A 25,204-nucleotide genomic window follows, 5' to 3' on the forward strand; every position below is an offset into this window, starting at 1 on the left:
CGATGAACGATCACCCCGCAGACTTGCCGTATGCCAAGGCATTGCCAATAATGGGCGCGCTTTTTGCCGGGCGGGTTTGAATACTGTGTTGTGTGTTCAGGCTTGCGGGGTGTTGTCAATAGTCCTTGTGTGATATGGGGCGGCATCTGTAATTAGTTGTCGCATTGAAGAACTATTGGCTGGCCACCTGCCGCTAGAATGCCCGCCCATCCGCGATGCCCGGTTTTCAAGTTCCAGCCCTTGGCACCGCACGCTCGCTGCCTCTTCGTATATTGAGCGCTTTGCTCAATCTGCCACCCGATTGTTTACGACGGAGTTTCAGGAATGAAAAAGCTCATGCTTTTCGGCGCACTGGCATTGTCTGTGCTCGCGCAGCCGGTTTTTGCCGATGAAAAACCACTGAAGATCGGTATCGAAGCCGCTTACCCTCCGTTCGCCTCCAAGACTGCCGATGGCAGTATCGTCGGGTTCGACTACGACATCGGCAACGCCCTGTGCGAAGAAATGAAAGCCAAGTGCACCTGGGTCGAGCAGGAATTCGACGGTTTGATCCCGGCACTGAAAGTGCGCAAGATCGACGCCATCCTGTCGTCGATGTCCATCACGGACGATCGCAAGAAGTCCGTGGACTTCACCGGCAAGTACTACAATTCCCCGGCACGCCTGGTCATGAAGGACGGTGTAGTGGTCAGCGACGGCCTGACCGAACTCAAGGGCAAGAACATCGGCGTGCAGCGCGGCTCCATCCATGAGCGCTATGCCCGCGAAGTGCTGGCGCCGCTGGGTGCCGTGGTCAAACCGTATGGTTCGCAGAACGAAATCTACCTGGACATCGGCGCCGGTCGTCTGGATGGCACCCTGGCTGACGCCACGCTGCTGCAGGACGGCTTCCTGAAGACCGATTCGGGCAAGGGCTACGCCTTCGTCGGCCCGTCCTTCACCGATCCCAAGTACTTCGGCGAAGGCATCGGCATTGCCGTGCGCAAGGGTGACAAAGAGAATCTGGAGCGTCTGAACGCGGCTATCGCGGCCATTCGCGCCAATGGCAAGTACAAGGCCATCCAGGACAAATATTTCGATTTTGATATCTACGGCCAGTAAAACCTCGCCAGTCACTGTCGAAAATGGCGCAAGCCGGGACATCCTGCTTGCGCCATTTTTTATCTTCATGCTTGAGGGCCGTACACCATGTTGAAAGGCTACGGGGCCGTGATCCTCGAAGGCACCTGGCTGACCCTGCAATTGGCCCTGGCGTCGATGGCGCTGGCCATCGTCCTGGGACTGATCGGCGTGGCCATACGCCTGTCGCCAGTGCGCTGGCTGGCCTGGCTGGGTGACCTGTACAGCACCGTGGTGCGCGGGATTCCCGACCTGGTGCTGATCCTGCTGATCTTCTATGGCGGCCAGGACCTGATCAACCGCGTCGGGCCGTTGCTCGGCTACGACGAGTACATCGATCTCAACCCCTTGGGCGCCGGTGTCTGCACCCTGGGCTTCATTTTCGGTGCCTATTTGTCCGAGACTTTTCGTGGCGCCTTCCTGGGGATTCCCAAGGGACAGGCCGAGGCCGGTGCCGCGTATGGCATGAGCCGCTTCCAGGTGTTCCGGCGTGTCCAGGTGCCGCAGATGGTGCGCCTGGCCATTCCCGGCTTCACCAATAACTGGCTGGTGCTGGTCAAGGCCACGGCGCTGATTTCCGTGGTCGGCTTGCAGGACATGATGTTCAAGGCCAAGCAGGCCGCCGATGCCACCCGCGAACCCTTCACGTTCTTTCTGACGGTGGCGGCGTTGTACCTGCTGATCACCAGCGTTTCGTTGCTGGTGCTGCGCTATCTGGAAAAACGCTACAGCGTGGGCGTAAGGGCGGCTGACCTATGATGTTCGACTACAACGTGATCTGGGACAGCCTGCCGCTGTACCTGGGCGGCCTGCTGGTCACCCTCAAGCTGCTGGGGATTTCCCTGTTCTTCGGCCTGCTCGCGGCGCTGCCGCTGGGCATCATGCGCGTATCGAAGAACCGCTGGATCAACTTCCCGGCGTGGTTGTACACCTATGTGATTCGTGGCACGCCGATGCTGGTGCAGCTGTTTCTGATCTACTACGGGCTGGCGCAGTTCGAAGGGGTGCGCGACAGTTACCTGTGGCCATGGCTGTCCAGCGCGACCTTCTGTGCGTGCCTGGCGTTTGCCATCAACACCAGCGCCTACACCGCCGAGATCGTGGCCGGCAGCCTCAGGGCCACGCCGGCCGGCGAGATCGAGGCCGCGCGGGCCATGGGCATGTCATCGGTCACCCTGTACCGGCGCATCCTGTTGCCGTCGGCCATGCGCCGGGCCTTGCCGCAGTACAGCAACGAAGTGCTGATGATGATGCAGGCCACCAGCCTGGCGTCGATCGTGACCCTGATCGACCTGACCGGTGCTGCACGTACGGTCAATGCCCAGTATTACCTGCCTTTCGAGGCCTATATCACCGCAGGCGTTTTCTATCTGTGCCTGACTTTCATTCTCGTGCGGCTGTTCAGGCTGGCTGAGCGGCGCTGGCTGGGTTACCTGGCCCCAAGGAAGGTCTGACATGCAACGAATCGATCACCCATTGCCATGGAGCACCCTTGGCACCCAGCGCCACTTGAGCGTCTTCCGTTTTGGCGCCGGCGAGCGCAAGGCCTACCTTCAGGCCAGCCTGCACGCCGATGAGTTGCCCGGCATGCGCACCGCCTGGGAACTGAAAAAGCGCCTGGTCGAGCTTGAAGCCCAAGGCCGGCTCAAAGGCATTATCGAGCTGGTGCCGGTGGCCAACCCGCTGGGGCTGGGCCAGTTGATCCAGGGCGCGCATCAAGGGCGTTTCGAGTTCGGCAGCGGCAAGAATTTCAACCGCGACTTTGCCGAACTGAGCGAGCCGGTGGCCGCGCAACTCGAAGGCCGGCTGGGCGATGATCCGCGGGCCAACGTGCAGATGATCCGCCAGGCCATGCGTGAGGCGCTGGCCGGGCTACCGGCGGCGCAAAGCGAGCTGGAAGGCTTGCAGCGGTTACTGCTCAGCCATGCCTGCGACGCCGATGTGGTGCTGGACCTGCATTGCGATGCCGAGGCGTCATTGCATATGTATGCCTTGCCGCAGCACTGGCCGCAGTGGCGCTCGCTGTCGGCGCACTTGCGCATGACCGTCGCCTTGCTGGCTGAAGATTCGGGTGGCAGCTCGTTCGATGAGGCCTGCTCGCTGCCGTGGCTGCGCCTGTCGCGCATTTTCCCGCAGGCGCAGATTCCCCTGGCGTGCCTTGCGACCACGCTGGAGCTGGGCGGTCAGGCCGACACCGGCCAGGCCCAGGCCTGCGCGCATGCCGAGGGCATCCTGGCGTTTCTTGCCGAACAGGGCCTGATCGATGGAGACGTGGCGGCCCCGGCGGGTGAGCCGTGCGAAGGCATGCCCTTCGAAGGCACCGAACTGATTCATGCACCGCACCCGGGTGTGGTGACTTACCTGCGTGCGCCGGGTGTCTGGGTCGAGGCGGGCGAACCGTTGTTCGAGGTCATCGACCCGCTGTCCGACCAGGCCAGCACCGTGTGTTCGTCCACTGCCGGCGTGTTGTTCGCCGTCGAGCGGCTTCGTTACGCTCAACCCGGTTTCTGGCTGGCCAAGGTGGCGGGGCGCACGGCGCGACGACACGGGCGCCTGCTCAGCGACTGACCGTATTTTCGAGAACTCTCAGATGATCAAACTGCAAGTCCAGGATCTGCACAAGCGCTATGGCACCCACGAGGTGCTCAAGGGTGTGTCTCTGACCGCCCGGGCCGGGGATGTCATCAGCATCATCGGTTCCAGTGGCTCGGGCAAGAGTACCTTCCTGCGTTGCATCAACCTGCTTGAACAGCCCCATGCCGGCAAGATCCTGCTCAATGGCGAGGAACTGCGTCTGGTGCCCGGCAAGGACGGCAGCCTGCACGCCGCCGAGCCTAAACAGCTCCAGCGCATGCGCTCGCGGCTGACCATGGTGTTTCAGCACTTCAACCTGTGGGCGCACATGACCGCCCTGGAAAACGTTATCGAAGCTCCGGTGCAGGTCCTTGGCGTGCCGCGCCGCGAGGCGCTGGAAAAGGCCGAGCATTATCTGGCCCGGGTCGGTGTGGCGCATCGCAAGGACGCCTACCCCGGGCATATGTCCGGGGGTGAGCAGCAGCGCGTGGCCATTGCCCGGGCGCTGGCGATGGAGCCTGAGGTGATGCTGTTCGACGAACCGACTTCGGCGCTGGACCCTGAGCTGGTGGGTGACGTGCTCAAGGTCATGCAGAGCCTGGCCCAGGAAGGCCGGACCATGGTGGTGGTGACCCACGAAATGGGCTTTGCCCGCGAAGTGTCCAACCAGCTGGTGTTCCTGCATCAGGGGCTGGTGCAGGAGCAGGGTGACCCGCGTGAAGTGCTGAGCAATCCGCAATCGGAGCGGTTACAGCAGTTCCTGTCGGGAAGCCTGAAGTGATTTGCACCAGATTGGTGCTTTTGGATGTGGAACAAGGCATGCTGCGTCGGCCCCTGGGGGCGACAGAGTTCCGTTGAGTGGCGATACGTACTGGATGTCCCAATGACTGCCCATCGAATAGGTTTTCTCATCTGGCCCGGCACCAAGGCCCTGACCCTGGCGCTGGCTGAAGAAGCCTTGAGCGTCGCCCAGCATGTCCATCCCGACGTGTCGTACGAGCGGGTGATCCTGCACGCCGAAGCGATCGATGCTGGCGCCGGTGCGGCGGACTGGCGCCTGCCCGGCGAGCTGTGGAGCACAGCGCGCCTTGAGGGCCTGCAAAAGTTGTTCGTGATTGCCGATGAGCCGCCGACGGCCGTTGCGCCGGCGCTGGGCAGCGCGATCAAGCAACTGGTGCGCAGTGGCTGCCTGGTCGGCGGTCTGTCGGCAGGCGTCTACCCGTTGGCCATGCTGGGGTTGCTCGATGGTTATCGGGCAGCGGTGCACTGGCGCTGGCAGGATGACTTCAGCGAGCGCTTTCCCAAGGTGATTGCCACCAGTCATCTGTTTGACTGGGATCGCGACCGGCTGAGTGCCTGCGGCGGTTTGTCGGTGCTGGACCTGTTGCTGGCCGTGCTGTCGCGTGATCACGGCGCGGAACTGGCCGGTGCGGTGTCCGAAGAGCTGGTGGTCGAGCGCATCCGCGAAGGCGGCGAGCGCCAGCGCATTCCCTTGCAGAATCGCCTGGGCTCCAGCCATCCGAAGCTGACCCAGGCGGTGCTGCTGATGGAAGCCAATATCGAAGAGCCGCTGACCACCGATGAAATCGCCCAGCATGTCTGCGTGTCGCGCCGGCAACTGGAGCGCATCTTCAAGCAGTACCTCAATCGCGTTCCGAGCCAGTATTACCTGGAGCTGCGCCTGAACAAGGCCCGCCAGATGCTGATGCAGACCAGCAAGTCGATCATCCAGATCGGCCTGTCGTGCGGTTTCTCCTCGGGGCCGCACTTTTCCAGCGCCTACCGCAATTTCTTTGGTGCCACCCCGCGCGAAGACCGCAACCAGCGGCGCAGCAACAGCCCGTTCGAACTGTCGTCGGTGCCGGCCGAGCGCGGTTGACGGATAAAACCGTATCCAACCGCTGTAACAACTTGTCGCCTGATGACAAGGCCGCGCAAAATGCAGTCCTTACAATCCCTTATCAATCGCTTGCCGGGTCCCGGCAGGCGTTTCTCTTCAGGAGACTCTGATGTCCGTTGAGCATGCTGCGGTGCAACGCGCCGACTTCGACCAGGTAATGGTCCCCAACTATGCACCCGCCGGGTTCATTCCCGTACGCGGGGCAGGCTCGCGGGTCTGGGACCAGGCCGGTCGTGAACTGGTGGACTTTTCCGGCGGTATCGCGGTGAATGTGCTGGGTCATTGCCATCCGGCCCTGGTCGGCGCGCTGACCGTGCAGGCCAACAGCCTCTGGCACGTCTCCAACGTCTTTACCAACGAGCCGGCCCTGCGCCTGGCGCACAAGCTGGTCGAAGCCACCTTTGCCGAGCGCGTATTCTTCTGCAACTCCGGCGCCGAGGCCAACGAAGCGGCCTTCAAGCTGGCACGCCGCGTGGCACACGATAAGTTCGGCCCGGAAAAGTACGAAATCATCGCCGCGCTCAACAGCTTCCACGGCCGTACCCTGTTCACTGTCAGCGTCGGTGGCCAGCCCAAGTATTCCGATGGCTTCGGCCCGAAGATCACCGGCATCTCGCATGTGCCGTACAACGATCTGGAGGCGCTGAAAGCCGCCGTCAGCGACAAGACCTGCGCCGTGGTGCTGGAGCCGATCCAGGGCGAGGGCGGCGTACTGCCGGCCGATCTTGCCTACCTGCAAGGCGCGCGCGAACTGTGTGACCAGCACAACGCACTGCTGATTTTCGATGAAGTGCAAAGCGGCATGGGCCGCTCCGGCAAACTCTTCGCCTATCAGCACTACGGCGTGACCCCGGACATTCTGTCCAGCGCCAAGAGCATCGGCGGTGGTTTCCCGCTGGCGGCCATGCTGACCACCGAGACACTGGCCAAACACTTTGCCGTCGGCGTGCACGGCACCACCTATGGTGGTAACCCGTTGGCCTGCGCGGTGGGCGAGGCGGTGATCGACATCATCAACACCGAGCAGGTGCTCGAAGGTGTCAATGCCAAGCATCAACTGTTCCGCGAGCGCCTGGAGCGCATCGGCCAGCAATACGGTGTATTCAGTGAGGTGCGCGGTCTGGGCCTGCTGATCGGCGCGGTGCTGTCGGATGCCTGGAAAGGCCGGGCCAAGGACATCTTTGCTGCTGCCGAGACCGAAGACCTGATGATCCTGCAGGCCGGTCCCGACGTGATCCGCTTTGCACCCAGCCTGGTGATTCTGGACGCCGACATCGAAGAAGGCCTCGACCGCTTCGAGCGCGCCATCGCCAAACTGGTGGCCTGAAAAGGCGTAGGAGCGCGCTCTGCCCGCGACCGGCTGCGTTAGCAGTCGTAAATTTTCAGCGTTTTCGAGATTTTTACGAGCGCTGCGCACTCGGTCGCGGGCAGAGCGCGCTCCTACAGCGATTGCACCGGTTGCTACCGAATATCCCATTTACTGAACGCCAAGGAGTGACACCATGCTGGTGATGCGCCCCGCGCAAATGGCCGACCTGGCCGAGGTCCAGCGGCTGGCCGCTGACAGCCCGATCGGTGTCACGTCCCTGCCTGACGATGCCGGTCGGCTGGGCGACAAGATTGTCGCTTCGGAGTCTTCGTTTGCCGCCGAAGTGAGCTTCAACGGCGAGGAAACCTACTTTTTCGTCCTCGAAGACAGCGACACCGGTCGCCTGGTGGGCTGCTCGGGCATCGTCGCCTCGGCGGGCTATTCCGAGCCGTTCTACAGCTTTCGTAACGAGACGTTCGTCCACGCCTCGCGTGAACTGAAGATTCACAACAAGACCCACGTGCTGTCGCTGTGTCACGACCTGACCGGCAACAGCCTGCTGACCAGTTTCTATGTCATCCCCGAACTGGTCGGCAGCGCCTGGTCGGAACTCAACTCCCGTGGCCGGTTGCTGTTCATTGCCAGTCATCCCGAGCGCTTTGCCGACTCGGTGGTCACCGAAATCGTCGGCTACAGCGATGAACATGGCGATTCGCCGTTCTGGGACTCGATCGGCCGGCACTTCTTCGACCTCAACTACGCTGACGCCGAGCGCCTCTGCGGGCTCAAGAGCCGGACCTTCCTGGCCGAACTGATGCCGCATTACCCCATCTATGTGCCCTTGCTGTCCGATGATGCGCAAGAGGCCATGGGTCAGGTGCATCCGCGTGCGCAAGTCACTTTCGATATCCTGATGCGCGAAGGTTTCGAGACCGACCATTACATCGATATCTTCGATGGTGGCCCCACTTTGCATGCACGCACTTCGGGGATCCGCTCGATTGCCCAGAGTCGCCTGGTGCCGGTCAAGATCCAGGTCGGGCAGGTCGCTGAGGTCGTGCGTGGCGGGCGACCGTACCTGGTCGCCAACGACCTGTTGCAGGATTACCGGGCGGTCTTGCTGGAACTGGACTGGGCCCCGGGGCGTCCGGTGGTGCTCAATACGCAGGCCGCCGAGGCGCTGGGTGTCGGTGAAGGCGCCAGCGTGCGCATTGTCGCGGTCTGACTGGCAGCGGTCGGTTCGTTTGTCGGGGCTCGCAGAGCCTCATGAGGAGAAAACATGATCGTTCGTCCTGTACGCAGCACTGACCTGCCCGCGCTGATCGACCTGGCGCGCAGCACCGGTGCGGGCCTGACGACCCTGCCGGCCAACGAGCAACGCCTGACGCACCGCGTTGGCTGGGCCGAAAAAAGCTTTCGCGGCCAGGCCGAGCGGGCCGACTCCGATTACCTGTTCGTGCTGGAAGATGATCAGGAGCGGGTCATCGGTATTTCCGCCATCGCCGGCGCGGTCGGCCTGCGCGAGCCCTGGTACAACTACCGCGTGGGCCTGACGGTCAACGCTTCGCAGGAATTGAACATCTATCGCGAGATCCCGACCCTGTTCCTGGCCAATGACCTGACCGGCAACTCGGAGTTGTGTTCGTTGTTCCTGCACAGCGACGCGCGCACCGGCCTCAACGGCCGCTTGTTATCCAAGGCGCGCATGCTGTTCATCGCCGAGTTTCCCGACCTGTTCGGTCCCAAGCTCATCGCGGAAATGCGCGGTATTTCCGATGACCAGGGCCATTCGCCGTTCTGGGAAAGCCTGGGCCGGCACTTTTTCAAGATGGAATTCAGCCAGGCCGATTACCTGACCGGGGTCGGCAACAAGGCATTCATTGCCGAACTGATGCCCAAGTTTCCGCTGTACGCCTGTTTCTTGTCCGAGGCGGCGCGCCAGGTGATTGGTCGGGTTCATGCCGAGACGGAACCGGCGCTGACCATGCTCAAGAGCGAAGGCTTCACCTATCAGGGCTATGTCGACATCTTTGATGCCGGACCGGCCATTGAATGCGAGACCGGCAAGGTCCGCGCGGTGCGTGACAGCCAGACCCTGGTGCTGGCCATCGGCACCGCCGGTGAAGAGGCGCCATTGTTCCTGATTCATAACCGCAAGCGTGAAGACTGCCGCATCACCGTGGGCCGCGCCCGCTCGGTGGCCGGTACGCTGGTGGTCGACCCGGCCACTGCCCGGCGCCTGCGCATGAGCCCTGGCGACAATGTGCGTGCCGTACCGATGGCGGCAGGTGCCTGATGAGTGCCCTGTACATAGACGGTGCCTGGCAGCCGGGGCAGGGCGAGGCGTTTGCCTCGCACAACCCGGTAAGCCAGCAGGTGGTCTGGGCCGGTGAAGCCGCCAGCGCAGGCCAGGTCGACCAGGCCGTGCAGGCCGCTCGCCGGGCCTTTGCCGACTGGGCCTTGCGGCCCTTGCAGGCACGTATCGACCTGCTCGAAGCTTTTGCCGCCCGCCTCAAGGCCCGGACCGACGAGCTGGCTTATCGTATCGGTGCCGAGACCGGCAAGCCGCTGTGGGAATCGGCCACCGAGGTAACCAGCATGGTCAACAAGGTCGCCATCTCGGTGCAGAGCTATCGCGAGCGTACCGGCGAAACGAACGGTGTGCTCGGCGACGCCCGGACGGTCTTGCGTCACAAGCCGCATGGCGTGGTCGCGGTGTTCGGCCCCTATAACTTTCCCGGCCATCTGCCCAACGGCCATATCGTGCCGGCGCTGCTGGCCGGCAACACCGTTTTGTTCAAGCCCAGTGAGCTGACCCCCGGCGTGGCCGAGCTGACCCTGCAGTGCTGGGTCGAGGCCGGCTTGCCGGCCGGCGTGCTCAACCTGTTGCAGGGCGGGCGCGACACTGGCATGGCGCTGGCCGCGCATGCGGGCCTCGACGGGCTGTTCTTCACCGGCTCCAGCCGCACCGGGCAGGCCTTGCACCAGCAGTTTGGCGGGCGTCCGGAGAAGATCCTGGCGCTGGAAATGGGGGGCAATAACCCGCTGGTGGTCGATGAAGTGCGTGACGTGGCCGCGGCGGTGTACGCCGTGGTCCAGTCGGCCTTCATTTCGGCCGGCCAACGCTGCACCTGTGCCCGGCGCCTGCTGGTGCCTGAGGGCGCTTGGGGCGATGCGTTCCTGCAACGTCTGGTGGCGGTGAGCAAAACCTTGCAGGTGGCGGCTTTCGACCAGCAGCCGGCGCCGTTCATGGGCGCGGTGATTTCCTTGCCAGCCGCCGACAGCCTGTTGCAGGCCCAGCATGACCTGCTGGCCAGTGGTGCGGTGGCGTTGCTGGAAATGACCCGTTTGCAACCGGGCACCGCCTTGCTCGGCCCTGGCATCCTCGACGTCACCGAAGTGGAACAGCGCCCTGACCAGGAGCTGTTCGGGCCGCTGCTGCAGGTGATCCGCTACCGTGATTTTGCGGGTGCAATCGCCGAGGCCAATGCCACGCAATTCGGCCTGGCCGCCGGATTGCTGTCGGACAGCGAAGCGCGCTACCGCGAGTTCTGGTTGCACAGCCGCGCCGGGATCGTCAACTGGAACAAACCACTGACCGGCGCCGCCAGCACCGCGCCGTTCGGCGGCGTGGGCGCCTCTGGCAATCACCGCGCCAGCGCCTACCACGCCGCCGATTATTGCGCGTGGCCGGTGGCTTCGCTGGAGGCTGCGGACCTGACCCTGCCTGGCAGCCTGACGCCGGGCATCCGTCTGGACTGAGTGTCCGGGTGTCGGCCTGATAAAAAACAGATCCATGGAGCCGTGCTTGATGAAAACCCGTGAAGTCAATTTTGACGGCCTGGTGGGTCCGACCCACAACTATGGGGGGTTGTCCTACGGCAACGTGGCCTCGCAGAACAACAGCCAGCTCAGCTCCAACCCGCGTGAAGCCGCCTTGCAGGGCCTGGCAAAGATGAAGGCCCTGATGGATCTGGGCTTTACCCAGGGGCTGATCGCCCCGCAAGAGCGCCCGGACGTGGCCAGCCTGCGCCGCCTGGGCTTTGCCGGCAGTGATGCGCAGGTCATCGAGAAGGCCGCGCGCCAGGACATGCCGTTGCTGGCGGCGACCTGTTCAGCATCGAGCATGTGGGTGGCCAACGCCGCCACCGTCAGCCCCAGCGCCGACACCGCCGATGGCCGGGTGCATTTCACCGCCGCCAACCTCAATTGCAAATACCACCGCAGCCTGGAGCATCCGACCACCCGCCGGCTGCTGGAGGCGATGTTCGCCGATGCCCGGTATTTTGCCCATCATCCGGCGCTGCCGGACGTGACTCAATTTGGCGACGAGGGCGCGGCCAACCACACCCGGCTGTGTCGCGACCATGGCCAGCCCGGCGTCGAATTCTTCGTTTTTGGCCGCAGCGCGTTCGACACCCGCTACACCGCGCCGCACAAGTACCCGGCGCGCCAGACCCTGGAAGCCTCCAAAGCCGTGGCACGCCTGCACGGGCTGAGCGATGAGCGTGTGGTGTTCGGCCAGCAGAATCCGTCGGTGATCGATCAGGGTGTGTTTCACAACGATGTCATCGCCGTAGGCAATGGCCAGGTGCTGCTGTATCACCAGGACGCTTTCTTGCACAGCCAGGCGCTGCTGGACGAGTTGCACGGCAAACTGGAGCGGGTCGGCGGGCGCTTGCAGCCTATCGTCGTGCCGCGCGCCGCCATCAGTGTCGACGATGCCGTGCGCTCTTACCTGTTCAACAGCCAGCTATTGACCCGAAGCGACGGTTCGATGCTGCTGGTGGTGCCCCAGGAGTGCCAGGACAACCCTCGGGTCTGGAGCTACCTGCAAGGCCTGTTGGCCGAGGGTGGTCCCGTCGCGCAAGTCAAAGCCTTCGACCTCAAGCAAAGCATGCGCAACGGTGGCGGGCCGGCCTGCCTGCGCTTGCGCGTGGTGCTGAATGAGCAGGAGCTGGCGGCGGTCAATCCGGGCGTGATATTGAATGAGGCCCTGTATGAACAGTTGACCGGCTGGGTGGCGCGGCATTACCGCGACCGCATGCACGAACACGACCTGGCCGACCCGCAATTGCTGCTTGAATGCCGCACGGCATTGGATCAACTGACGCAAATCCTTACACTGGGGTCCGTTTACCCTTTTCAACAGAACTGACGATACAGCGTGATCGTGCGCTGAGGTTCATTTGCCTGGAGCATCCCCGTTATGAGCGACACCCTGCAGTTGATTCTTGAAGATGCCGACGGCAAGCAGACCGAGATTTCTTCGACGCGCCTGGCCGTGGTCTGGCAAGGCAAGCAAGTGTGGATCCAGCAGGACGGCCGTGGCCAGTTGCTGATCGGGGTCGATGTCGAAGAGGACGACGAAGAGTACGCCAACCTGCTGCTGCGCCCGCTGGCCACCAACCTGGTCAGCCTGCAGCTGGAGATGGAACCGGCTGACCCTGACGCCGGTGACGACCATGTCCACGGTCCGGACTGCAACCACTGAGGATCTGCCTATGCTCGCCCTCGGTAAACTGCTTGACCTGACTCTGGCGGGCCGCGAGCCTGCAGAAAAGACTCAACTGACCGTCGGCGGCGTACGCCTGCGCTGGCTGGACCAGGGCGCGCTGGAAGTGCGGCCCCCCGAGGGCCGCGACAACGGCCTGGACCTGTTGCTGTCGGCCGGCATCCATGGCAACGAAACCGCGCCCATCGAACTGCTCGATGCGCTGATCCGCGCCATTGCCCGGGGTGAACTCAAGCCCCGGGCCCGCATTCTTTTCCTGTTCGGCAACCCTGAGGCCATGCGCCGTGGGGTGCGCTATGTCGAGCAGGACGTCAACCGGCTGTTCAGTGGCGGTCACGAGCAAAGCAGTGGCCTTGAGGCCCTGCGTGCCTGCCTGCTGGAACGGCTGGCAGCCAGCTTCTTCAGCCTGCCCGGGCGCGAGCGTGTGCATTACGACCTGCACACGGCGATTCGTGGCTCGGCGATCGAGCAGTTTGCCCTGTGTCCGTGGAAAGAAGGGCGTCAGCCTTCGCGTGCCGAACTGGCACGCCTGCAGGCGGCCGGTATCAGTGCTGTGCTGTTGCAGAGCAAGCCTTCCACCGTATTCAGCGCCTACACCTGTGATCGACTCGATGCCCAGGCCTTTACGCTGGAGCTGGGCAAGTCCCGGCCCTTTGGTCAAAACCAGCAGGTCGACCTGTCAGCCTTGCGCGAACGCCTGATGCAGATGATCGAAGGCCGCGAGCCTGAAACCGACGGCTCGTTGCAAGGCTTGCAACTGTTTCGGGTGGATCAGGAAGTGATCAAGTACAGCGAGGCCTTCCTGCTGCACCTGGCCGAGGATGTGGAGAATTTTTCACCCTTGCAGAAGGACTATGTGCTGGCCCAGGACATCGGCGGCAAGCGCTGGGTGATCGAGCGCAAGGGCACGCGCATCATCTTTCCCAACCCGCGGGTGGCCAGCGGCCTGCGGGCAGCACTGCTGATCGTGCCGGCCACAGATGCTGTACTGGAGGATTGAGCCGCCTTTGCGGGCAGGCAGGTTGCTGATACAGCACTGCTACGCAGCAAACATCGGACGCTCATCAAACACAACGTATGATCGGCATGAAAATCACCTTCCTGGAGCGACCGACGGTCGCGAACGCCGCAGTGAATCATGCGGATCTTTTCGCGACCGTTGGTCGCTCCTACAGATCGGGTGTTTGCTGCGCGACAGCACGGCAACAATTAAACATCCAGAAAGCAAAAGGTTGTGGCTTTCTGACAGCAGCTGCCTGAGCCGCGGATCCTCGAATCAGCCTGCCGCTTTCTGCGGCGCGGCCAGGTGATGCAGCTGACGCACCTTGGCCAGCGTATCGGCGCAGGTGCGCGCGGCTTCTTCACCTTTGTGCACGAAGTGCTCAAAGAAGAATTTGTGGTGTTCTTCGCCGGCGTGGAAATGGTGCGGGGTCAAAACCACCGAGAACACTGGCACCTGGGTTTCCAGCTGCACTTGCATCAGGCCGCTGATCACCGACTGGGCGACGAATTCGTGACGGTAGATACCGCCGTCGACCACCAGGCCTGCAGCGACGATGCCGGCATAGCGGCCGGTGTTGGCGAGCAGTTTGGCGTGCAGGGGAATTTCAAAGGCGCCGCCGACTTCGAACAGGTCGATATCGTTTTCGCTATAGCCCAGGCGGGTGATTTCGGCGAGAAAGCCCTTGCGGCTCTGGTCGACGATGTCCTTGTGCCAGCTGGCCTGGATGAACGCGATGCGTTCGTTGGCGTGGCTCTTGCTGTTGATAGCGGTAGGTTGCACGTGTTCTGACTCCTGTTTATCAATAAAACAGGGCGTTTTGATCGAAGGGGATACCGGTGGCGCATGAGCGCATCGAAACCTTGCAAGCTTTCGATACAACACTCGATACGGTCGACACACATCCCGTTCTCTCTTCATCCGGACTGTGACCGTCGGCCCCGGGATCACACCGGGTCTGCTGACCTGCGGCCATGAGGCTGCAGCGCTCGCGGGCTAGACGTTGTGCGTCATTACCGCCGGTGGGGACTTGCACCCCGCCCTGAGAACGTTGCCGACACTGTGTGGCGCCGGCGCAGGATTTTTATCACAGTTATGGCCAAGATGCTTGGACACTTTAGTATGGTGTTCATGCATTTTACTTATAACGGCGGCGCTCTGCCACGATGCCCGCGTTTTGCTCAGGGAGTTTTTCATGATCACGATCGATCTGCGCAGCGACACGGTTACCCAGCCCTCTGTCGGTATGCGAAAGGCCATGGCCGAGGCACCGCTGGGCGATGATGTGTACGGTGAAGACCCCACCGTCAATCGCCTGCAAGCGGTGCTGGCCGAACGCCTGGGTTTTGAGGCGGCGTTGTTCGTGCCCAGCGGCACCATGAGCAACCTGCTGGGCCTGATGGCCCATTGCGAGCGAGGCGATGAATACATCGTCGGCCAGCAGGCACACACCTACAAATACGAAGGCGGCGGCGCGGCGGTACTGGGTTCCATCCAGCCACAGCCGCTGGAAGTGCAGGCCGATGGCTCGTTGGACCTGCAGCAGGTGCTGGCTGCGATCAAGCCGGACGACTTCCACTTTGCCCGCACCCGCTTGCTGGCCCTGGAAAACACCATGCAGGGCAAGGTGCTGCCGCTCGATTACCTGGCCGCCGCCCGCCAGTTGACCCACGCGCACGGCCTGGCCCTGCACCTGGACGGCGCCCGGTTGTACAACGCCGCGGTGCGACTGGGTGTCGATGCCCGGGAAATCACCCGGTATTTCGACTCGGTTTCGATATGCCTGTCCAAGGGCCTGGGCGCGCCGGTAGGGTCGGTGCTGTGCGGCTCGCAGGCGCTGATCGGCAAGGCGGCGCGGTTGCGCAAGATGGTCGGCGGCGGCATGCGCCAGGCCGGCCTGCTGGCGGCCGCAGGGCTCTATGCCCTGGATCACCAGGTGCAGCGCCTGGCGGACGACCACGCCCATGCTGCCCGTCTGGGCGAGGGACTGAGCGCGCTGGGCCTGGAAGTCGAGCCGGTGCAGACCAATATGGTCTATGTGCACATGGGCGAGCGTGCCGCCGCACTCAAGGCGTATTGCGCTGCGCACGGCGTGATCGTGAGTGCCGCGCCGCGCTTGCGCCTGGTGACGCACCTGGATGTCTCGGCGGCGCAGATCGAGCAGGTGCTGGAAGTATTTGCAGGCTTTGTCCGCGCCTGAAGCCCCCAAGGCACCTTTGAAAGCGCCGGCGATGACAACGCCTGTAGTTTCTGGGGTGCCCGATAGTCCAATTGAACGTCCCTATCACACAAACACACTGTACCGAGGCGGTAACGCCTATATAATGCGGCCCTTTGCCGTCGTTACGTCGCGTGACGTTGTGTACGGGCCTGGCTGCAGTTTCCGTGGAAGAACCTAATGAAAAGCGCAGAAATCCGTGAAGCCTTCCTGAGCTTCTTCGAAGAGCAAGGCCACACCCGTGTTGCCTCCAGCTCCCTGATCCCGGGCAACGACCCGACCCTGCTGTTCACCAACGCCGGCATGAACCAGTTCAAGGACTGCTTCCTGGGCCAGGAAAAGCGGGCCTACACCCGTGCCGTGACCAGCCAGAAGTGCGTGCGTGCCGGTGGCAAGCACAACGACCTGGAAAACGTCGGCTACACCGCCCGTCACCACACATTCTTCGAAATGCTGGGCAACTTCAGCTTCGGTGACTATTTCAAGCGTGATGCCATCACCTTCGCCTGGACGTTCCTGACCTCCGACAAGTGGCTGAACCTGCCCAAGGAAAAGCTGTGGGTCACCGTCTACGCCACCGACGACGAAGCCTACGACATCTGGACAAAGGAAGTCGGCGTACCGGCCGAGCGCATGGTGCGCATCGGCGATAACAAGGGCGCGCCTTACGCTTCGGATAACTTCTGGACCATGGGCGACACCGGTCCCTGCGGCCCGTGCACCGAGATCTTCTTTGACCATGGCGCCGACATCTGGGGCGGCCCGCCCGGTTCGCCCGAAGAAGATGGTGATCGCTACATCGAGATCTGGAACAACGTCTTCATGCAGTTCAACCGCACCGCTGATGGCGTGTTGCATCCGTTGCCAGCGCCGTCGGTCGACACCGGCATGGGCCTGGAGCGGGTCAGTGCGGTCATGCAGCATGTGCATTCGAACTACGAGATCGACCTGTTCCAGAACCTGCTGGCCGGCTCGGCCCAGGCCATCGGTTGCAGCAACGATGCCCAGGCCTCGCTCAAGGTCGTGGCCGACCACATTCGCTCGTGCGGCTTCCTGATCGCCGACGGGGTGCTGCCGTCCAATGAAGGTCGCGGCTACGTGCTGCGTCGCATCATTCGTCGTGCCTGCCGTCACGGCAACAAACTGGGCGCCAAGGGCAGCTTTTTCCACAAGATCGTCGCCGCGCTGGTGGCCGAGATGGGCCACGCCTATCCGGAGCTGGTGCAGCAGCAGGCGCACATCGAGCGCGTGTTGCAGGCCGAGGAAGAACAGTTCGCCAAGACCCTGGAGCAGGGCCTGAAAATTCTCGAGCAGGACCTGGCCGAACTCAAGGGCACCGTGGTGCCGGGTGAAGTGGTGTTCAAGCTCTACGACACCTACGGTTTCCCGATGGACCTGACCGGCGACATCGCCCGCGAGCGCGAGCTGACCCTGGATGAGGCCGGCTTTGAGCGTGAGATGGAAGCCCAGCGTGTGCGTGCGCGTTCGGCCAGCTCGTTCGGCATGGACTACAACAGCCTGGTCAAGGTTGATGTACCGACCGTGTTCACCGGTTATGCCGCCACCTGCGGCGATGCCGCTGTGGTGGCGCTCTACAAGGATGGCCAGGCAGTTGCGCAGCTCGGTGAAGGCGAGGAGGGCGTAGTCATCCTCGACACCACGCCGTTCTACGCCGAGTCCGGCGGCCAGATCGGCGACAGTGGCTACCTGCAGGCGGGCGATGTGCGCTTTGACGTGCGTGACACCACCAAGACCGGTGGTGCGTTCCTGCACCATGGCGTCGTGGCCTCTGGCAGCCTGAAAGTAGGCGACCGGCTGCAGACTCAGGTGACTGCCGAGGTGCGTCAGGCCACGTCCCTGAACCACTCGGCCACCCACCTGTTGCACGAGGCCCTGCGCCGCGTGCTCGGTGAGCATGTGCAGCAAAAAGGCTCGCTGGTCGACAGCCAGCGCCTGCGTTTCGACTTCAGCCACTTCGAGGCCATCAAGCCCGAGCAGTTGCGCCAGCTCGAAGACATCGTCAACGCCGAAGTGCGCAAGAACACTGAAGTGCTGACCGAAGAAACCGATATCGAAACCGCCAAGGCCAAGGGCGCCATGGCGCTGTTCGGCGAGAAGTATGGCGACACCGTGCGCGTACTGAGCATGGGCGGGGATTTCTCCGTCGAGCTGTGCGGCGGTATCCATGCCAATCGCACCGGCGATATCGCGCTGTTCAAGATTGTCAGTGAAAGCGGCGTGGCCGCCGGCGTGCGTCGTATCGAAGCGATCACCGGTGCAGCGGCACTGGCCTGGCTGAACTCGGCCGAGGAACAACTCAAGGAAGCGGCGACCCTGGTCAAGGGCAATCGCGACAACCTGCTCGACAAGTTGTCGGCGGTGCTGGAGCGCAATCGTCAGCTGGAAAAACAACTGGAACAACTGCAGGCCAAGGCGGCCAGCGCAGCCGGCGACGATCTGTCGTCGGCCGCAGTGGACGTCAAGGGTGTGAAGGTCCTGACTGCCCGCCTGGATGGTCAGGATGGCAAGGCGCTGCTGGCGCTGGTCGATCAGTTGAAGAACAAGCTCGGTCGCGCAGTGATCCTGCTCGGCGGGGTGCAGGATGGCAAGGTCGTACTGGTTGCAGGCGTGACCAAGGACCTGACCGGCCAACTCAAGGCCGGTGATCTGATGAAGCAGGCGGCCGCGGCGGTCGGTGGCAAGGGCGGCGGTCGTCCTGACATGGCCCAGGGCGGCGGCGTCGATGCGACGGCGCTGGATGCGGCGCTGGCATTGACCGTGCCTTTCGTGGAACAGGGTATCTGACCCGGCGTGCCGGCCTGTCGGACAACCGGCAGGCCGGGCCTGGATTGAATGTTAACGGGTGCCTTTTAAAGGCTCTGAGGCGGCATTGAGATGGCTTTGATCGTACAGAAATTTGGCGGCACCTCCGTCGGCACTGTCGAGCGGATCGAACAGGTGGCCGAGAAAATCAAGAAGTTCCGCGAGGCCGGTGACGACCTGGTGGTCGTGCTGTCGGCCATGAGCGGCGAAACCAACCGGCTGATCGACCTGGCCCGGCAGATCACCGATCAGCCGGTCCCGCGCGAGCTGGACGTGATCGTGTCCACCGGCGAACAGGTGACCATTGGTCTGCTGGCCATGGCCCTGATCAAGCGTGGCGTGCCGGCGGTGTCCTACACCGGCAACCAGGTGCGGATCCTGACCGACAGTGCGCACACCAAGGCGCGTATCCTGGACATCGATGACCAGAAGATTCGCGCCGACCTCAAGGCCGGTCGCGTGGTGGTGGTGGCAGGGTTCCAGGGGGTCGACGAGAGCGGCAACATCACGACCCTCGGTCGTGGCGGTTCGGACACCACGGGCGTGGCCCTGGCGGCAGCCCTGAAGGCCAGTGAGTGCCAGATCTACACCGACGTCGACGGCGTCTACACCACCGACCCTCGGGTCGTGGCACAGGCGCGGCGGCTGGAGAAGATCACCTTCGAAGAGATGCTGGAAATGGCCAGCCTCGGGTCCAAGGTGTTGCAGATCCGTTCCGTCGAGTTCGCCGGCAAATACAATGTCCCGCTGCGCGTCCTGCACAGCTTCAAGGAGGGTCCGGGCACCCTCATTACCATTGACGAAGAGGAATCCATGGAACAGCCGATCATTTCCGGCATCGCTTTCAACCGCGATGAAGCCAAGCTGACGATCCGTGGCGTGCCAGACACCCCGGGCGTGGCCTTCAAGATCCTGGGTCCTGTCAGTGCCGCAAATGTCGAAGTCGACATGATCGTGCAAAATGTTTCGCACGATAACACCACCGACTTCACCTTTACCGTGCACCGCAACGATTACCAGGCGGCCTTGCAGATCCTGGAGAACACGGCGCGCGAAATCAGCGCCCGTGAAGTCTCCGGCGATACCAAGATCGCCAAGGTGTCGATCGTCGGTGTCGGCATGCGCTCGCACGCCGGTGTCGCCAGCCGCATGTTCGAGGCCCTGGCCAAGGAGAGCATCAATATCCAGATGATCTCCACGTCCGAGATCAAGGTGTCGGTCGTCATCGAGGAGAAGTACCTCGAGCTGGCCGTACGCGCGCTGCACACGGCCTTCGAGCTGGATGCCCCTCGTCAGGGCGAGTGAGCTGCAACTGACATAAGGCGCGGCATGACCGCGCCTTGTGCTTTTTGAATGGCGCACACAGCCTGTTCTTTTCGGTGGGTTGGTCAATACTCAGGCTTGGCTCGTGGCTTTCTTGTCGCCAGCTGTTGCCGGGTGGTGGTGCAGACTGTTGTTCCTGAATGTATTGCGTGAGGAGAAAAGTATGCTGATTCTGACTCGTCGGTGCGCAGAAAGCCTGATCATTGGTGATGGTGAGATCACCGTGACTGTGCTCGGCGTCAAGGGTAATCAGGTGCGTATTGGTGTGAATGCGCCCAAGGAAGTCGCGGTTCACCGTGAGGAAATCTACCTGCGGATCAAGAAAGAGAAGGACCAGGAACCAAGCCATTAATTTATTTGAATTTTTTGTTTGCAAAGCGGGATAAGCGTGGTTATTATACGCCCCGTGTTGCGGAGAGCTGGCCGAGTGGCCGAAGGCGCTCCCCTGCTAAGGGAGTACACCTCAAAAGGGTGTCGGGGGTTCGAATCCCCCGTTCTCCGCCATTATTTGTGTAGTGCGTCGAGTCTGGCTTTACCTGAAACCTTCTACTCGGGGTGATGGAAAAAGCGCTTTACAAAACGATTCGACGACCTAAAATGCGCAACACTGAATATGCACTCGTAGCTCAGCTGGATAGAGTACTCGGCTACGAACCGAGCGGTCACAGGTTCGAATCCTGTCGAGTGCACCATTTAAAGGTTGTTTGCAAGAACCGGGCTTGGTCGCTCAAGTTCTGGCAAGTAACCTGTTTCAACCAGAGATGGTCTGGTCTAAAAACATACCTGCACTCGTAGCTCAGCTGGATAGAGTACTCGGCTACGAACCGAGCGGTCACAGGTTCGAATCCTGTCGAGTGCACCATACACCAGAAAGCCCATATCGAAAGGTATGGGCTTTCTGCTTTTCCGGCTGCTGTATTTCAACAAAGCCCGGTTATTTTCTGTTGCCGTAAGTCGTTGAATTTATTTTAAAAAATCGCTTTACAGAATAATTTCCTGGCCTATAATGCGCACCAACAAATGCACTCGTAGCTCAGCTGGATAGAGTACTCGGCTACGAACCGAGCGGTCACAGGTTCGAATCCTGTCGAGTGCACCAAACATCAGAAAGCCCGTATCGAAAGATACGGGCTTTTTGTTTGGTCAGCGTTTTCCTTTTACGCAGCCGTCTTCGTCGAATGTTACCTGGTGGCTGCGTCCACCTTTCTGTGCGTAGTGATAGCGCATCTCGCCGTTGCGTTGGGAAACCTTGTCGGGACGACCCAGCAGGCTTTCGACGTCGCGCCGGGTCATGCCGGCCGGGGTGCGCTGGTTGATGATCGCGCTGCGCCGTTGCTCGGCGCTCAGGCGGTTGCCGCAACCGTCATCGTGCTGGCCGACCACCACAAGCTCCCTGGGTGCTGCGCGTGCCGCTCTGTCGGCTCTGCCCGAAGGCAGTATGTGCTGCAGGCTGCCAGGTGGTGCGTTGTAGGCATTGACCTGCTGACTGTGCTGCTCGGCCTGGCAGCCCAGCGAAGTGTAGGTGATGGCGCCGCTGGCGTCCTCGCAGCGCTGGACAGTGCTGGTGGCCTGGCTTGCAAGCGGCAGGCAGAGCAGGGCACCTATCAGGGTGCGGGCGGTCTGAATAGGCATCGTCGAGTCCTCCATGACTGATCCGCCACAGCCTAGTGCGACTTGATTGCAGCGGCGAGCGTGTTTTCTTCGCAGGATGTGACGTCGTAGTAATACTGACTCGCACGATTGTTAGGTTTGTGCTGCAAGCATCTGTTCTTGCCCGAATTTTCTCACATGCTATCCGGCCAAAGCGGTGTATCATTGCGCCCGTCAGCCCCGCCGGGGCTTATGGAATACCTCCATGGACTTACCCAGTAGTTACTTGACATCACATTTCACCAATCAAGTCTCACCTGATTGATCCCCCGGCGTGCTCCGCTGCTGGGGGTGGAGTTCGCCTATGACCGAAAGAGAAGTAAAAAAAACGCAGGCAAGCCTGCAGGATCGTCTGGCGCAAGTCATCGACCTGCTGCACCGCCAGCGTCTTGTCGAAGACCTGACCCATCGTCAGGAAAGCCAGCACCAGGACCGCGTGGAAAACCTGGTGCACCGGCAGAACCTGGTCGAGCTGCAGCGCAAGCTCGACGACCTGCACTCCGCCGACGTCGCCTATATTCTTGAGGCCTTGCCGCTGGAAGACCGCCTGACGGTCTGGCAACTGGTCAAGGCCGAGCGTGACGGCGACATCCTGCTTGAAGTCTCGGACGCGGTGCGCGAAACCCTGATCGCCGACATGGACGATCATGAGTTGCTGGCCGCTGCCCGCGACATGGACGCCGATGAACTGGCGGACCTGGCGGCCGAGCTGCCGCGCGATGTGGTCCATGAGTTGATGGAAACGCTGGATGCCCAGCAACGCGAGCGTGTGCGTTCGGCGCTGTCCTACGATGAGGAGCAGGTCGGTGCGCTGATGGACTTCCAGATGGTGACCATCCGCGAGGATGTCAGCCTGGAAGTGGTGTTGCGCTACCTGCGTCGGCTCAAGGAGCTGCCCAGCCACACCGACAAGCTGTTTGTCGTCGACAGCGATGGCGTGCTCAAGGGCGTGCTGCCGATCAAGCGCCTGCTGGTCAACGACCCGGAGCGGCAGGTCGCCGATGTCATGGCCAACGACCCGGTCAGCTTCCACCCTGAAGGTGACGCCTACGAGGCCGCGCAGGCATTCGAGCGTTATGACCTGATTTCCTCGCCGGTGGTGGACAAGAACGGCAAGCTGATCGGCCGTCTGACCATCGATGAAATGGTCGACCTGATCCGTGAAGAAAGCGAAAGCGAAGTGCGCAGCATGGCCGGTCTGCGTGAGGATGAAGACATCTTCGCTTCGGTCTGGCGTTCATTGCGCAACCGCTGGGCGTGGCTGGCCGTCAACCTGATCACCGCCTTCCTGGCGTCGCGGGTCATCGGCCTGTTCGAGGGTTCCATCGAGAAGCTGGTGGCGCTGGCAGCGCTGATGCCGATCGTCGCCGGTATCGGGGGCAACTCCGGTAACCAGACCATTACCATGATCGTACGCGCCATGGCGCTCGATCAGGTCAGTACCGGCAATACCGCGCGCCTGTTGCGCAAAGAGCTGGCGGTCGGGCTGGTCAATGGCCTGGTGTGGGGTGGTGTGATCGGGGTCGTGGCTTTCCTGCTCTATGACAGCTGGTCGCTGGGTGTGGTGATGACCGCTGCGATGACCCTCAACCTGCTGCTGGCAGCCTTCATGGGCGTAACCATTCCGATGACCCTGGTGCGTTTCGGGCGTGACCCGGCAATGGGGGCCAGCGTGATGATCACGGCCATGACCGACAGTGGAGGGTTCTTTATCTTCCTGGGGCTGGCAACGGTCTTTCTGCTTTAGTTGGTTAAATGGCACGCACAAAAAAACCGCTTTAAAGCGGTTTTTTTGTGGCCTGAAGAAACGTCCTACAACTAACGGGGCGTTTTATAACCTTAAAACAGCCAGCAGTGAGCTGGCTTTAACAGCGTGCACATCGCTTACGAATCTTCGTTCGCAAGTTCGGTATCGTGTGCAATCAGCGATACCAGTGCAGTCTGTTGCCGGTGTGAAAGTTGACGGAAACGCTGAAGCAGTTCGCGTTCGTTCAGGGTCAGCTCAGGGCTATCAAGGCGCACGCTTGGCTCGTCGCCAAAGGCACCTTCCTGGATCAGACTCTGCTCGAGGCGAGCAATGATTTCCGAGTTCATGCTGCGGTGATGATTCTTGGCCACCTCTTGCACACGATTACGCATGCCATCGGGTAGACGGACGACGAACTTGTCAGCCGTACGGCTGGAATAAGTAGCCTGTTTCATAGGGCTCATATATTTAACCGGTTAGTTCAGGGGAAGCGGTTCTAGCAAATGGCCGCAAGCTTGTCCACGTATGACAATCCATTTGGCCAAATGTTCAACCGCGCTATCGGGGGGTCAGCATCATGCCCCATTACGACGATTACTTGGCGTCAAATCTGTGACAAATATTGACTCAGATAAAGGCGTTTGGCCAGCACCGATTATCAGAATTGCGAATTACTTTGCATAGCGGGGAAGCTGTCGCTTTGCTGTCGGTGCGGTGAACGTCTGACTGCTTTTTGCCATCATGGCTATCTGTATTCAGAGCGTAGATGGTTATGGAAACGAATACGAATCCGGTCCGACAAACGCGCTGTAAAGGGCGAGCGTCATGACTGGTAGCAGGAGAAGGTGAAGCAGAGAGGGGGCTGGATCATGTCGCCGATGCCTGGCCATAACGTCAGACCAGTACGACCATCAGCGTGAAAGGTTGATTGAACTCTGGGTGCGGCAGGAGGTTCTGAAGGTGCGATGCGACAGATTCAGCCTCAGCGCAATACCGGATCGAACTTGAAGCGACGGCCGATGATGAGGGCGCCGAAGAACAGGCTGCCAAATACCCCGGCGATAGCCTTGGCTGCAGTACTGAAGGCGGGGGCCTGGTCGAGTAACAGCAGGTCAGTGGCAATGGCCATCAGGGTCAGGATCAGAAATGACAGTGCGGATTTCGACATGGCGGCTCTCTCATGTGGGGATGATGCTGCTAGAGACGGTTCAGAAGACCCAACGCTGTGCCGCACTGCTTGTTGCCTGGGGCATCTGTTGCGCGTCATTGGTCAGCATAGCCGGGTTGGCGCCTTTGTCAGCCATGATTGCCAGTTGAGGCGTCTGGCGCAGGGTGTGCTGGATCTGTGCATGATTGTTCAGCTGGGTCTCCTGGCTGGCAGTGCCTTGAAAATGAAAAGTCACCAGGGCCACCAGGGCTGTTGCGTTCAACGCGGTGAGGATCATGTTCATTTTGGGTACCTGCGCCGGAGGGTAGAAAAAAGTCTGCTCGCTTGAAAGAGATAATGCAGCGTGCATGCCAGTTTCCTTCATTAAAAAAACTCATATAAATCAATGGCTTAATCTTGCATTCAAAGCTCTGGGCCTTGCGTTTTGCAATGCTGGCCATTTGGTAGATTGCAAATTGCACGACAAGGGCACGGAACCGTATCCTCAGGATTGTGTCGGCAATGGCTGACAAGACAGAGGGATGGCTATTCATGCAGGATGCCGTTCAGCGTCTCGGGTCCACAGCGAGGGCACGAAGTTTTTGCTAAATCCTTGTTTTTGCGTAAAATGCCCAGCACCTGATGGCAAGTCTTCAGGTCATTTCAGTTGATGTTGAGTCCTCTTAGTTCAACGGATAGAACGAGCCCCTCCTAAGGGCTAGATGCAGGTTCGATTCCTGCAGGGGACACATTCCAGCATCTGGGTCAGCCTCCGCCTGACCATCGATTCATGACACCTTGTCTGCATCCCGCCTCGTCCCCACTCCCAAAATGCATGTCCGTCCCATGACTGTTCGTCGGCTGTGCTGAACAGGGTGG

Annotated in this window: 24 protein-coding genes, 5 tRNA genes and 1 riboswitch; of the genes, 24 read left to right on the top strand and 5 right to left on the bottom strand. The window is 61.3% G+C overall.

Annotation, left to right across the window (positions count from 1 at the left end; genetic code table 11):
• The first annotated feature begins 324 nt into the window (after window positions 1–324).
• The 14 genes from ASF84_RS11900 to ASF84_RS29080 all read left to right on the top strand — a co-directional run bounded on the left by ASF84_RS11900 (window position 325) and on the right by ASF84_RS29080 (window position 13,677).
• Complete coding sequence (locus tag ASF84_RS11900) at window positions 325–1,101, top strand: ABC transporter substrate-binding protein (RefSeq protein ID WP_056838518.1); 777 nt, start codon at window positions 325–327, stop codon at window positions 1,099–1,101.
• 87 nt (window positions 1,102–1,188) lie between these two features.
• The gene (locus ASF84_RS11905; RefSeq protein WP_056838519.1) at window positions 1,189–1,878 is read left to right on the top strand and encodes an ABC transporter permease; all 690 of its coding nucleotides are present in this window, start codon (window positions 1,189–1,191) and stop codon (window positions 1,876–1,878) included.
• Window positions 1,875–2,573, top strand: a complete 699-nt coding sequence (locus tag ASF84_RS11910) for an ABC transporter permease (RefSeq protein ID WP_056838520.1) — start codon at window positions 1,875–1,877, stop codon at window positions 2,571–2,573. Before ASF84_RS11905 ends, ASF84_RS11910 begins: the two co-directional genes overlap by 4 nt.
• 1 nt (window position 2,574) lies before the next feature.
• The gene (locus ASF84_RS11915; RefSeq protein WP_056838521.1) at window positions 2,575–3,687 is read left to right on the top strand and encodes a succinylglutamate desuccinylase/aspartoacylase family protein; all 1,113 of its coding nucleotides are present in this window, start codon (window positions 2,575–2,577) and stop codon (window positions 3,685–3,687) included.
• A 22-nt stretch (window positions 3,688–3,709) separates the two neighbouring features.
• On the top strand, window positions 3,710–4,474 hold the full coding sequence (locus ASF84_RS11920; protein ID WP_056838522.1) for an ABC transporter ATP-binding protein: 765 nt from the start codon (window positions 3,710–3,712) through the stop codon (window positions 4,472–4,474).
• Between the two features lie 102 nt (window positions 4,475–4,576).
• Window positions 4,577–5,572 carry a GlxA family transcriptional regulator gene (locus ASF84_RS11925; RefSeq protein WP_056838523.1) on the top strand — a complete coding sequence of 332 codons (996 nt, stop codon included), beginning with the start codon at window positions 4,577–4,579 and terminating at the stop codon, window positions 5,570–5,572.
• 130 nt (window positions 5,573–5,702) lie between these two features.
• Entirely contained in the window at window positions 5,703–6,920 is a 1,218-nt protein-coding gene (locus ASF84_RS11930) for an aspartate aminotransferase family protein (protein WP_056838525.1), read from the top strand.
• 175 nt (window positions 6,921–7,095) lie between these two features.
• Window positions 7,096–8,127, top strand: a complete 1,032-nt coding sequence (gene aruF / locus ASF84_RS11935) for an arginine/ornithine succinyltransferase subunit alpha (RefSeq protein WP_056838527.1) — start codon at window positions 7,096–7,098, stop codon at window positions 8,125–8,127.
• A gap of 54 nt (window positions 8,128–8,181) precedes the next feature.
• Entirely contained in the window at window positions 8,182–9,198 is a 1,017-nt protein-coding gene (gene astA, locus ASF84_RS11940) for an arginine N-succinyltransferase (RefSeq protein WP_056838529.1), read from the top strand.
• On the top strand, window positions 9,198–10,664 hold the full coding sequence (astD, locus tag ASF84_RS11945; protein ID WP_056838531.1) for a succinylglutamate-semialdehyde dehydrogenase: 1,467 nt from the start codon (window positions 9,198–9,200) through the stop codon (window positions 10,662–10,664). Before astA ends, astD begins: the two co-directional genes overlap by 1 nt.
• A 49-nt stretch (window positions 10,665–10,713) precedes the next feature.
• Window positions 10,714–12,060, top strand: coding sequence for an N-succinylarginine dihydrolase (gene astB / locus ASF84_RS11950; protein ID WP_056838533.1), 1,347 nt, complete (start codon window positions 10,714–10,716; stop codon window positions 12,058–12,060).
• Between the two features lie 51 nt (window positions 12,061–12,111).
• Window positions 12,112–12,396: a hypothetical protein gene (locus ASF84_RS11955; protein ID WP_056838535.1), complete on the top strand. Its 285-nt coding sequence runs from the start codon at window positions 12,112–12,114 to the stop codon at window positions 12,394–12,396.
• Between the two features lie 10 nt (window positions 12,397–12,406).
• Window positions 12,407–13,417, top strand: coding sequence for a succinylglutamate desuccinylase (gene astE, locus ASF84_RS11960; protein WP_056838537.1), 1,011 nt, complete (start codon window positions 12,407–12,409; stop codon window positions 13,415–13,417).
• Between the two features lie 86 nt (window positions 13,418–13,503).
• Window positions 13,504–13,677 (top strand): hypothetical protein, encoded by a 174-nt coding sequence (locus ASF84_RS29080; RefSeq protein ID WP_156684218.1) that lies wholly within the window; start codon window positions 13,504–13,506, stop codon window positions 13,675–13,677.
• Window positions 13,678–13,693: 16 nt separating this feature from the next.
• Here ASF84_RS29080 and ASF84_RS11965 read toward each other — a convergent pair whose 3' ends face one another.
• Entirely contained in the window at window positions 13,694–14,200 is a 507-nt protein-coding gene (locus ASF84_RS11965; protein WP_056838539.1) for a 6,7-dimethyl-8-ribityllumazine synthase, read from the bottom strand.
• A 121-nt stretch (window positions 14,201–14,321) separates the two neighbouring features.
• Window positions 14,322–14,471: riboswitch (FMN riboswitch) on the bottom strand.
• A gap of 141 nt (window positions 14,472–14,612) precedes the next feature.
• On the opposite strand from ASF84_RS11965, the gene ltaE reads away from it, so the two are divergent.
• From ltaE to ASF84_RS12005, 8 genes are all read left to right on the top strand, one after another.
• Window positions 14,613–15,617, top strand: a complete 1,005-nt coding sequence (gene ltaE / locus ASF84_RS11970) for a low-specificity L-threonine aldolase (protein WP_056838542.1) — start codon at window positions 14,613–14,615, stop codon at window positions 15,615–15,617.
• Window positions 15,618–15,815: 198 nt separating this feature from the next.
• The gene (gene alaS / locus ASF84_RS11975; protein ID WP_056838543.1) at window positions 15,816–18,440 is read left to right on the top strand and encodes an alanine--tRNA ligase; all 2,625 of its coding nucleotides are present in this window, start codon (window positions 15,816–15,818) and stop codon (window positions 18,438–18,440) included.
• Between the two features lie 90 nt (window positions 18,441–18,530).
• A complete protein-coding gene (locus ASF84_RS11980; RefSeq protein ID WP_056838545.1) occupies window positions 18,531–19,763 on the top strand; it encodes an aspartate kinase in 1,233 nt (410 codons plus the stop codon).
• A 181-nt stretch (window positions 19,764–19,944) separates the two neighbouring features.
• On the top strand, window positions 19,945–20,133 hold the full coding sequence (csrA, locus tag ASF84_RS11985) for a carbon storage regulator CsrA (protein ID WP_020290522.1): 189 nt from the start codon (window positions 19,945–19,947) through the stop codon (window positions 20,131–20,133).
• 61 nt (window positions 20,134–20,194) lie between these two features.
• Window positions 20,195–20,285, top strand: a tRNA-Ser gene (locus tag ASF84_RS11990).
• A gap of 111 nt (window positions 20,286–20,396) precedes the next feature.
• Window positions 20,397–20,473, top strand: a tRNA-Arg gene (locus ASF84_RS11995).
• A gap of 93 nt (window positions 20,474–20,566) precedes the next feature.
• Window positions 20,567–20,643 (top strand) — tRNA-Arg (locus tag ASF84_RS12000).
• A gap of 160 nt (window positions 20,644–20,803) precedes the next feature.
• Window positions 20,804–20,880: transfer RNA gene (locus ASF84_RS12005), tRNA-Arg, on the top strand.
• A 44-nt stretch (window positions 20,881–20,924) separates the two neighbouring features.
• Here ASF84_RS12005 and bamE read toward each other — a convergent pair.
• Window positions 20,925–21,413, bottom strand: coding sequence for an outer membrane protein assembly factor BamE domain-containing protein (bamE, locus tag ASF84_RS12010; protein ID WP_056838547.1), 489 nt, complete (start codon window positions 21,411–21,413; stop codon window positions 20,925–20,927).
• 322 nt (window positions 21,414–21,735) lie between these two features.
• On the opposite strand from bamE, the gene mgtE reads away from it, so the two are divergent.
• Window positions 21,736–23,178 carry a magnesium transporter gene (gene mgtE, locus ASF84_RS12015; RefSeq protein WP_056838549.1) on the top strand — a complete coding sequence of 481 codons (1,443 nt, stop codon included), beginning with the start codon at window positions 21,736–21,738 and terminating at the stop codon, window positions 23,176–23,178.
• A 137-nt stretch (window positions 23,179–23,315) separates the two neighbouring features.
• Here mgtE and ASF84_RS12020 read toward each other — a convergent pair whose 3' ends face one another.
• From ASF84_RS12020 to ASF84_RS12030, 3 genes are all read right to left on the bottom strand, one after another.
• A complete protein-coding gene (locus tag ASF84_RS12020) occupies window positions 23,316–23,642 on the bottom strand; it encodes an Arc family DNA-binding protein (RefSeq protein ID WP_056838550.1) in 327 nt (108 codons plus the stop codon).
• A gap of 518 nt (window positions 23,643–24,160) precedes the next feature.
• Entirely contained in the window at window positions 24,161–24,346 is a 186-nt protein-coding gene (locus tag ASF84_RS12025) for a PA3371 family protein (RefSeq protein WP_056838552.1), read from the bottom strand.
• A gap of 40 nt (window positions 24,347–24,386) precedes the next feature.
• Window positions 24,387–24,695, bottom strand: coding sequence for a hypothetical protein (locus ASF84_RS12030; protein WP_442963045.1), 309 nt, complete (start codon window positions 24,693–24,695; stop codon window positions 24,387–24,389).
• Window positions 24,696–25,002: 307 nt separating this feature from the next.
• Between ASF84_RS12030 and ASF84_RS12035 the strand changes: the two genes are divergently transcribed.
• A tRNA-Arg gene (locus ASF84_RS12035) sits at window positions 25,003–25,074 on the top strand.
• Window positions 25,075–25,204: the final 130 nt, after the last annotated feature.

This window comes from Pseudomonas sp. Leaf127 (assembly GCF_001423155.1).
In the GTDB taxonomy this organism is placed as follows: domain Bacteria; phylum Pseudomonadota; class Gammaproteobacteria; order Pseudomonadales; family Pseudomonadaceae; genus Aquipseudomonas; species Aquipseudomonas ovata.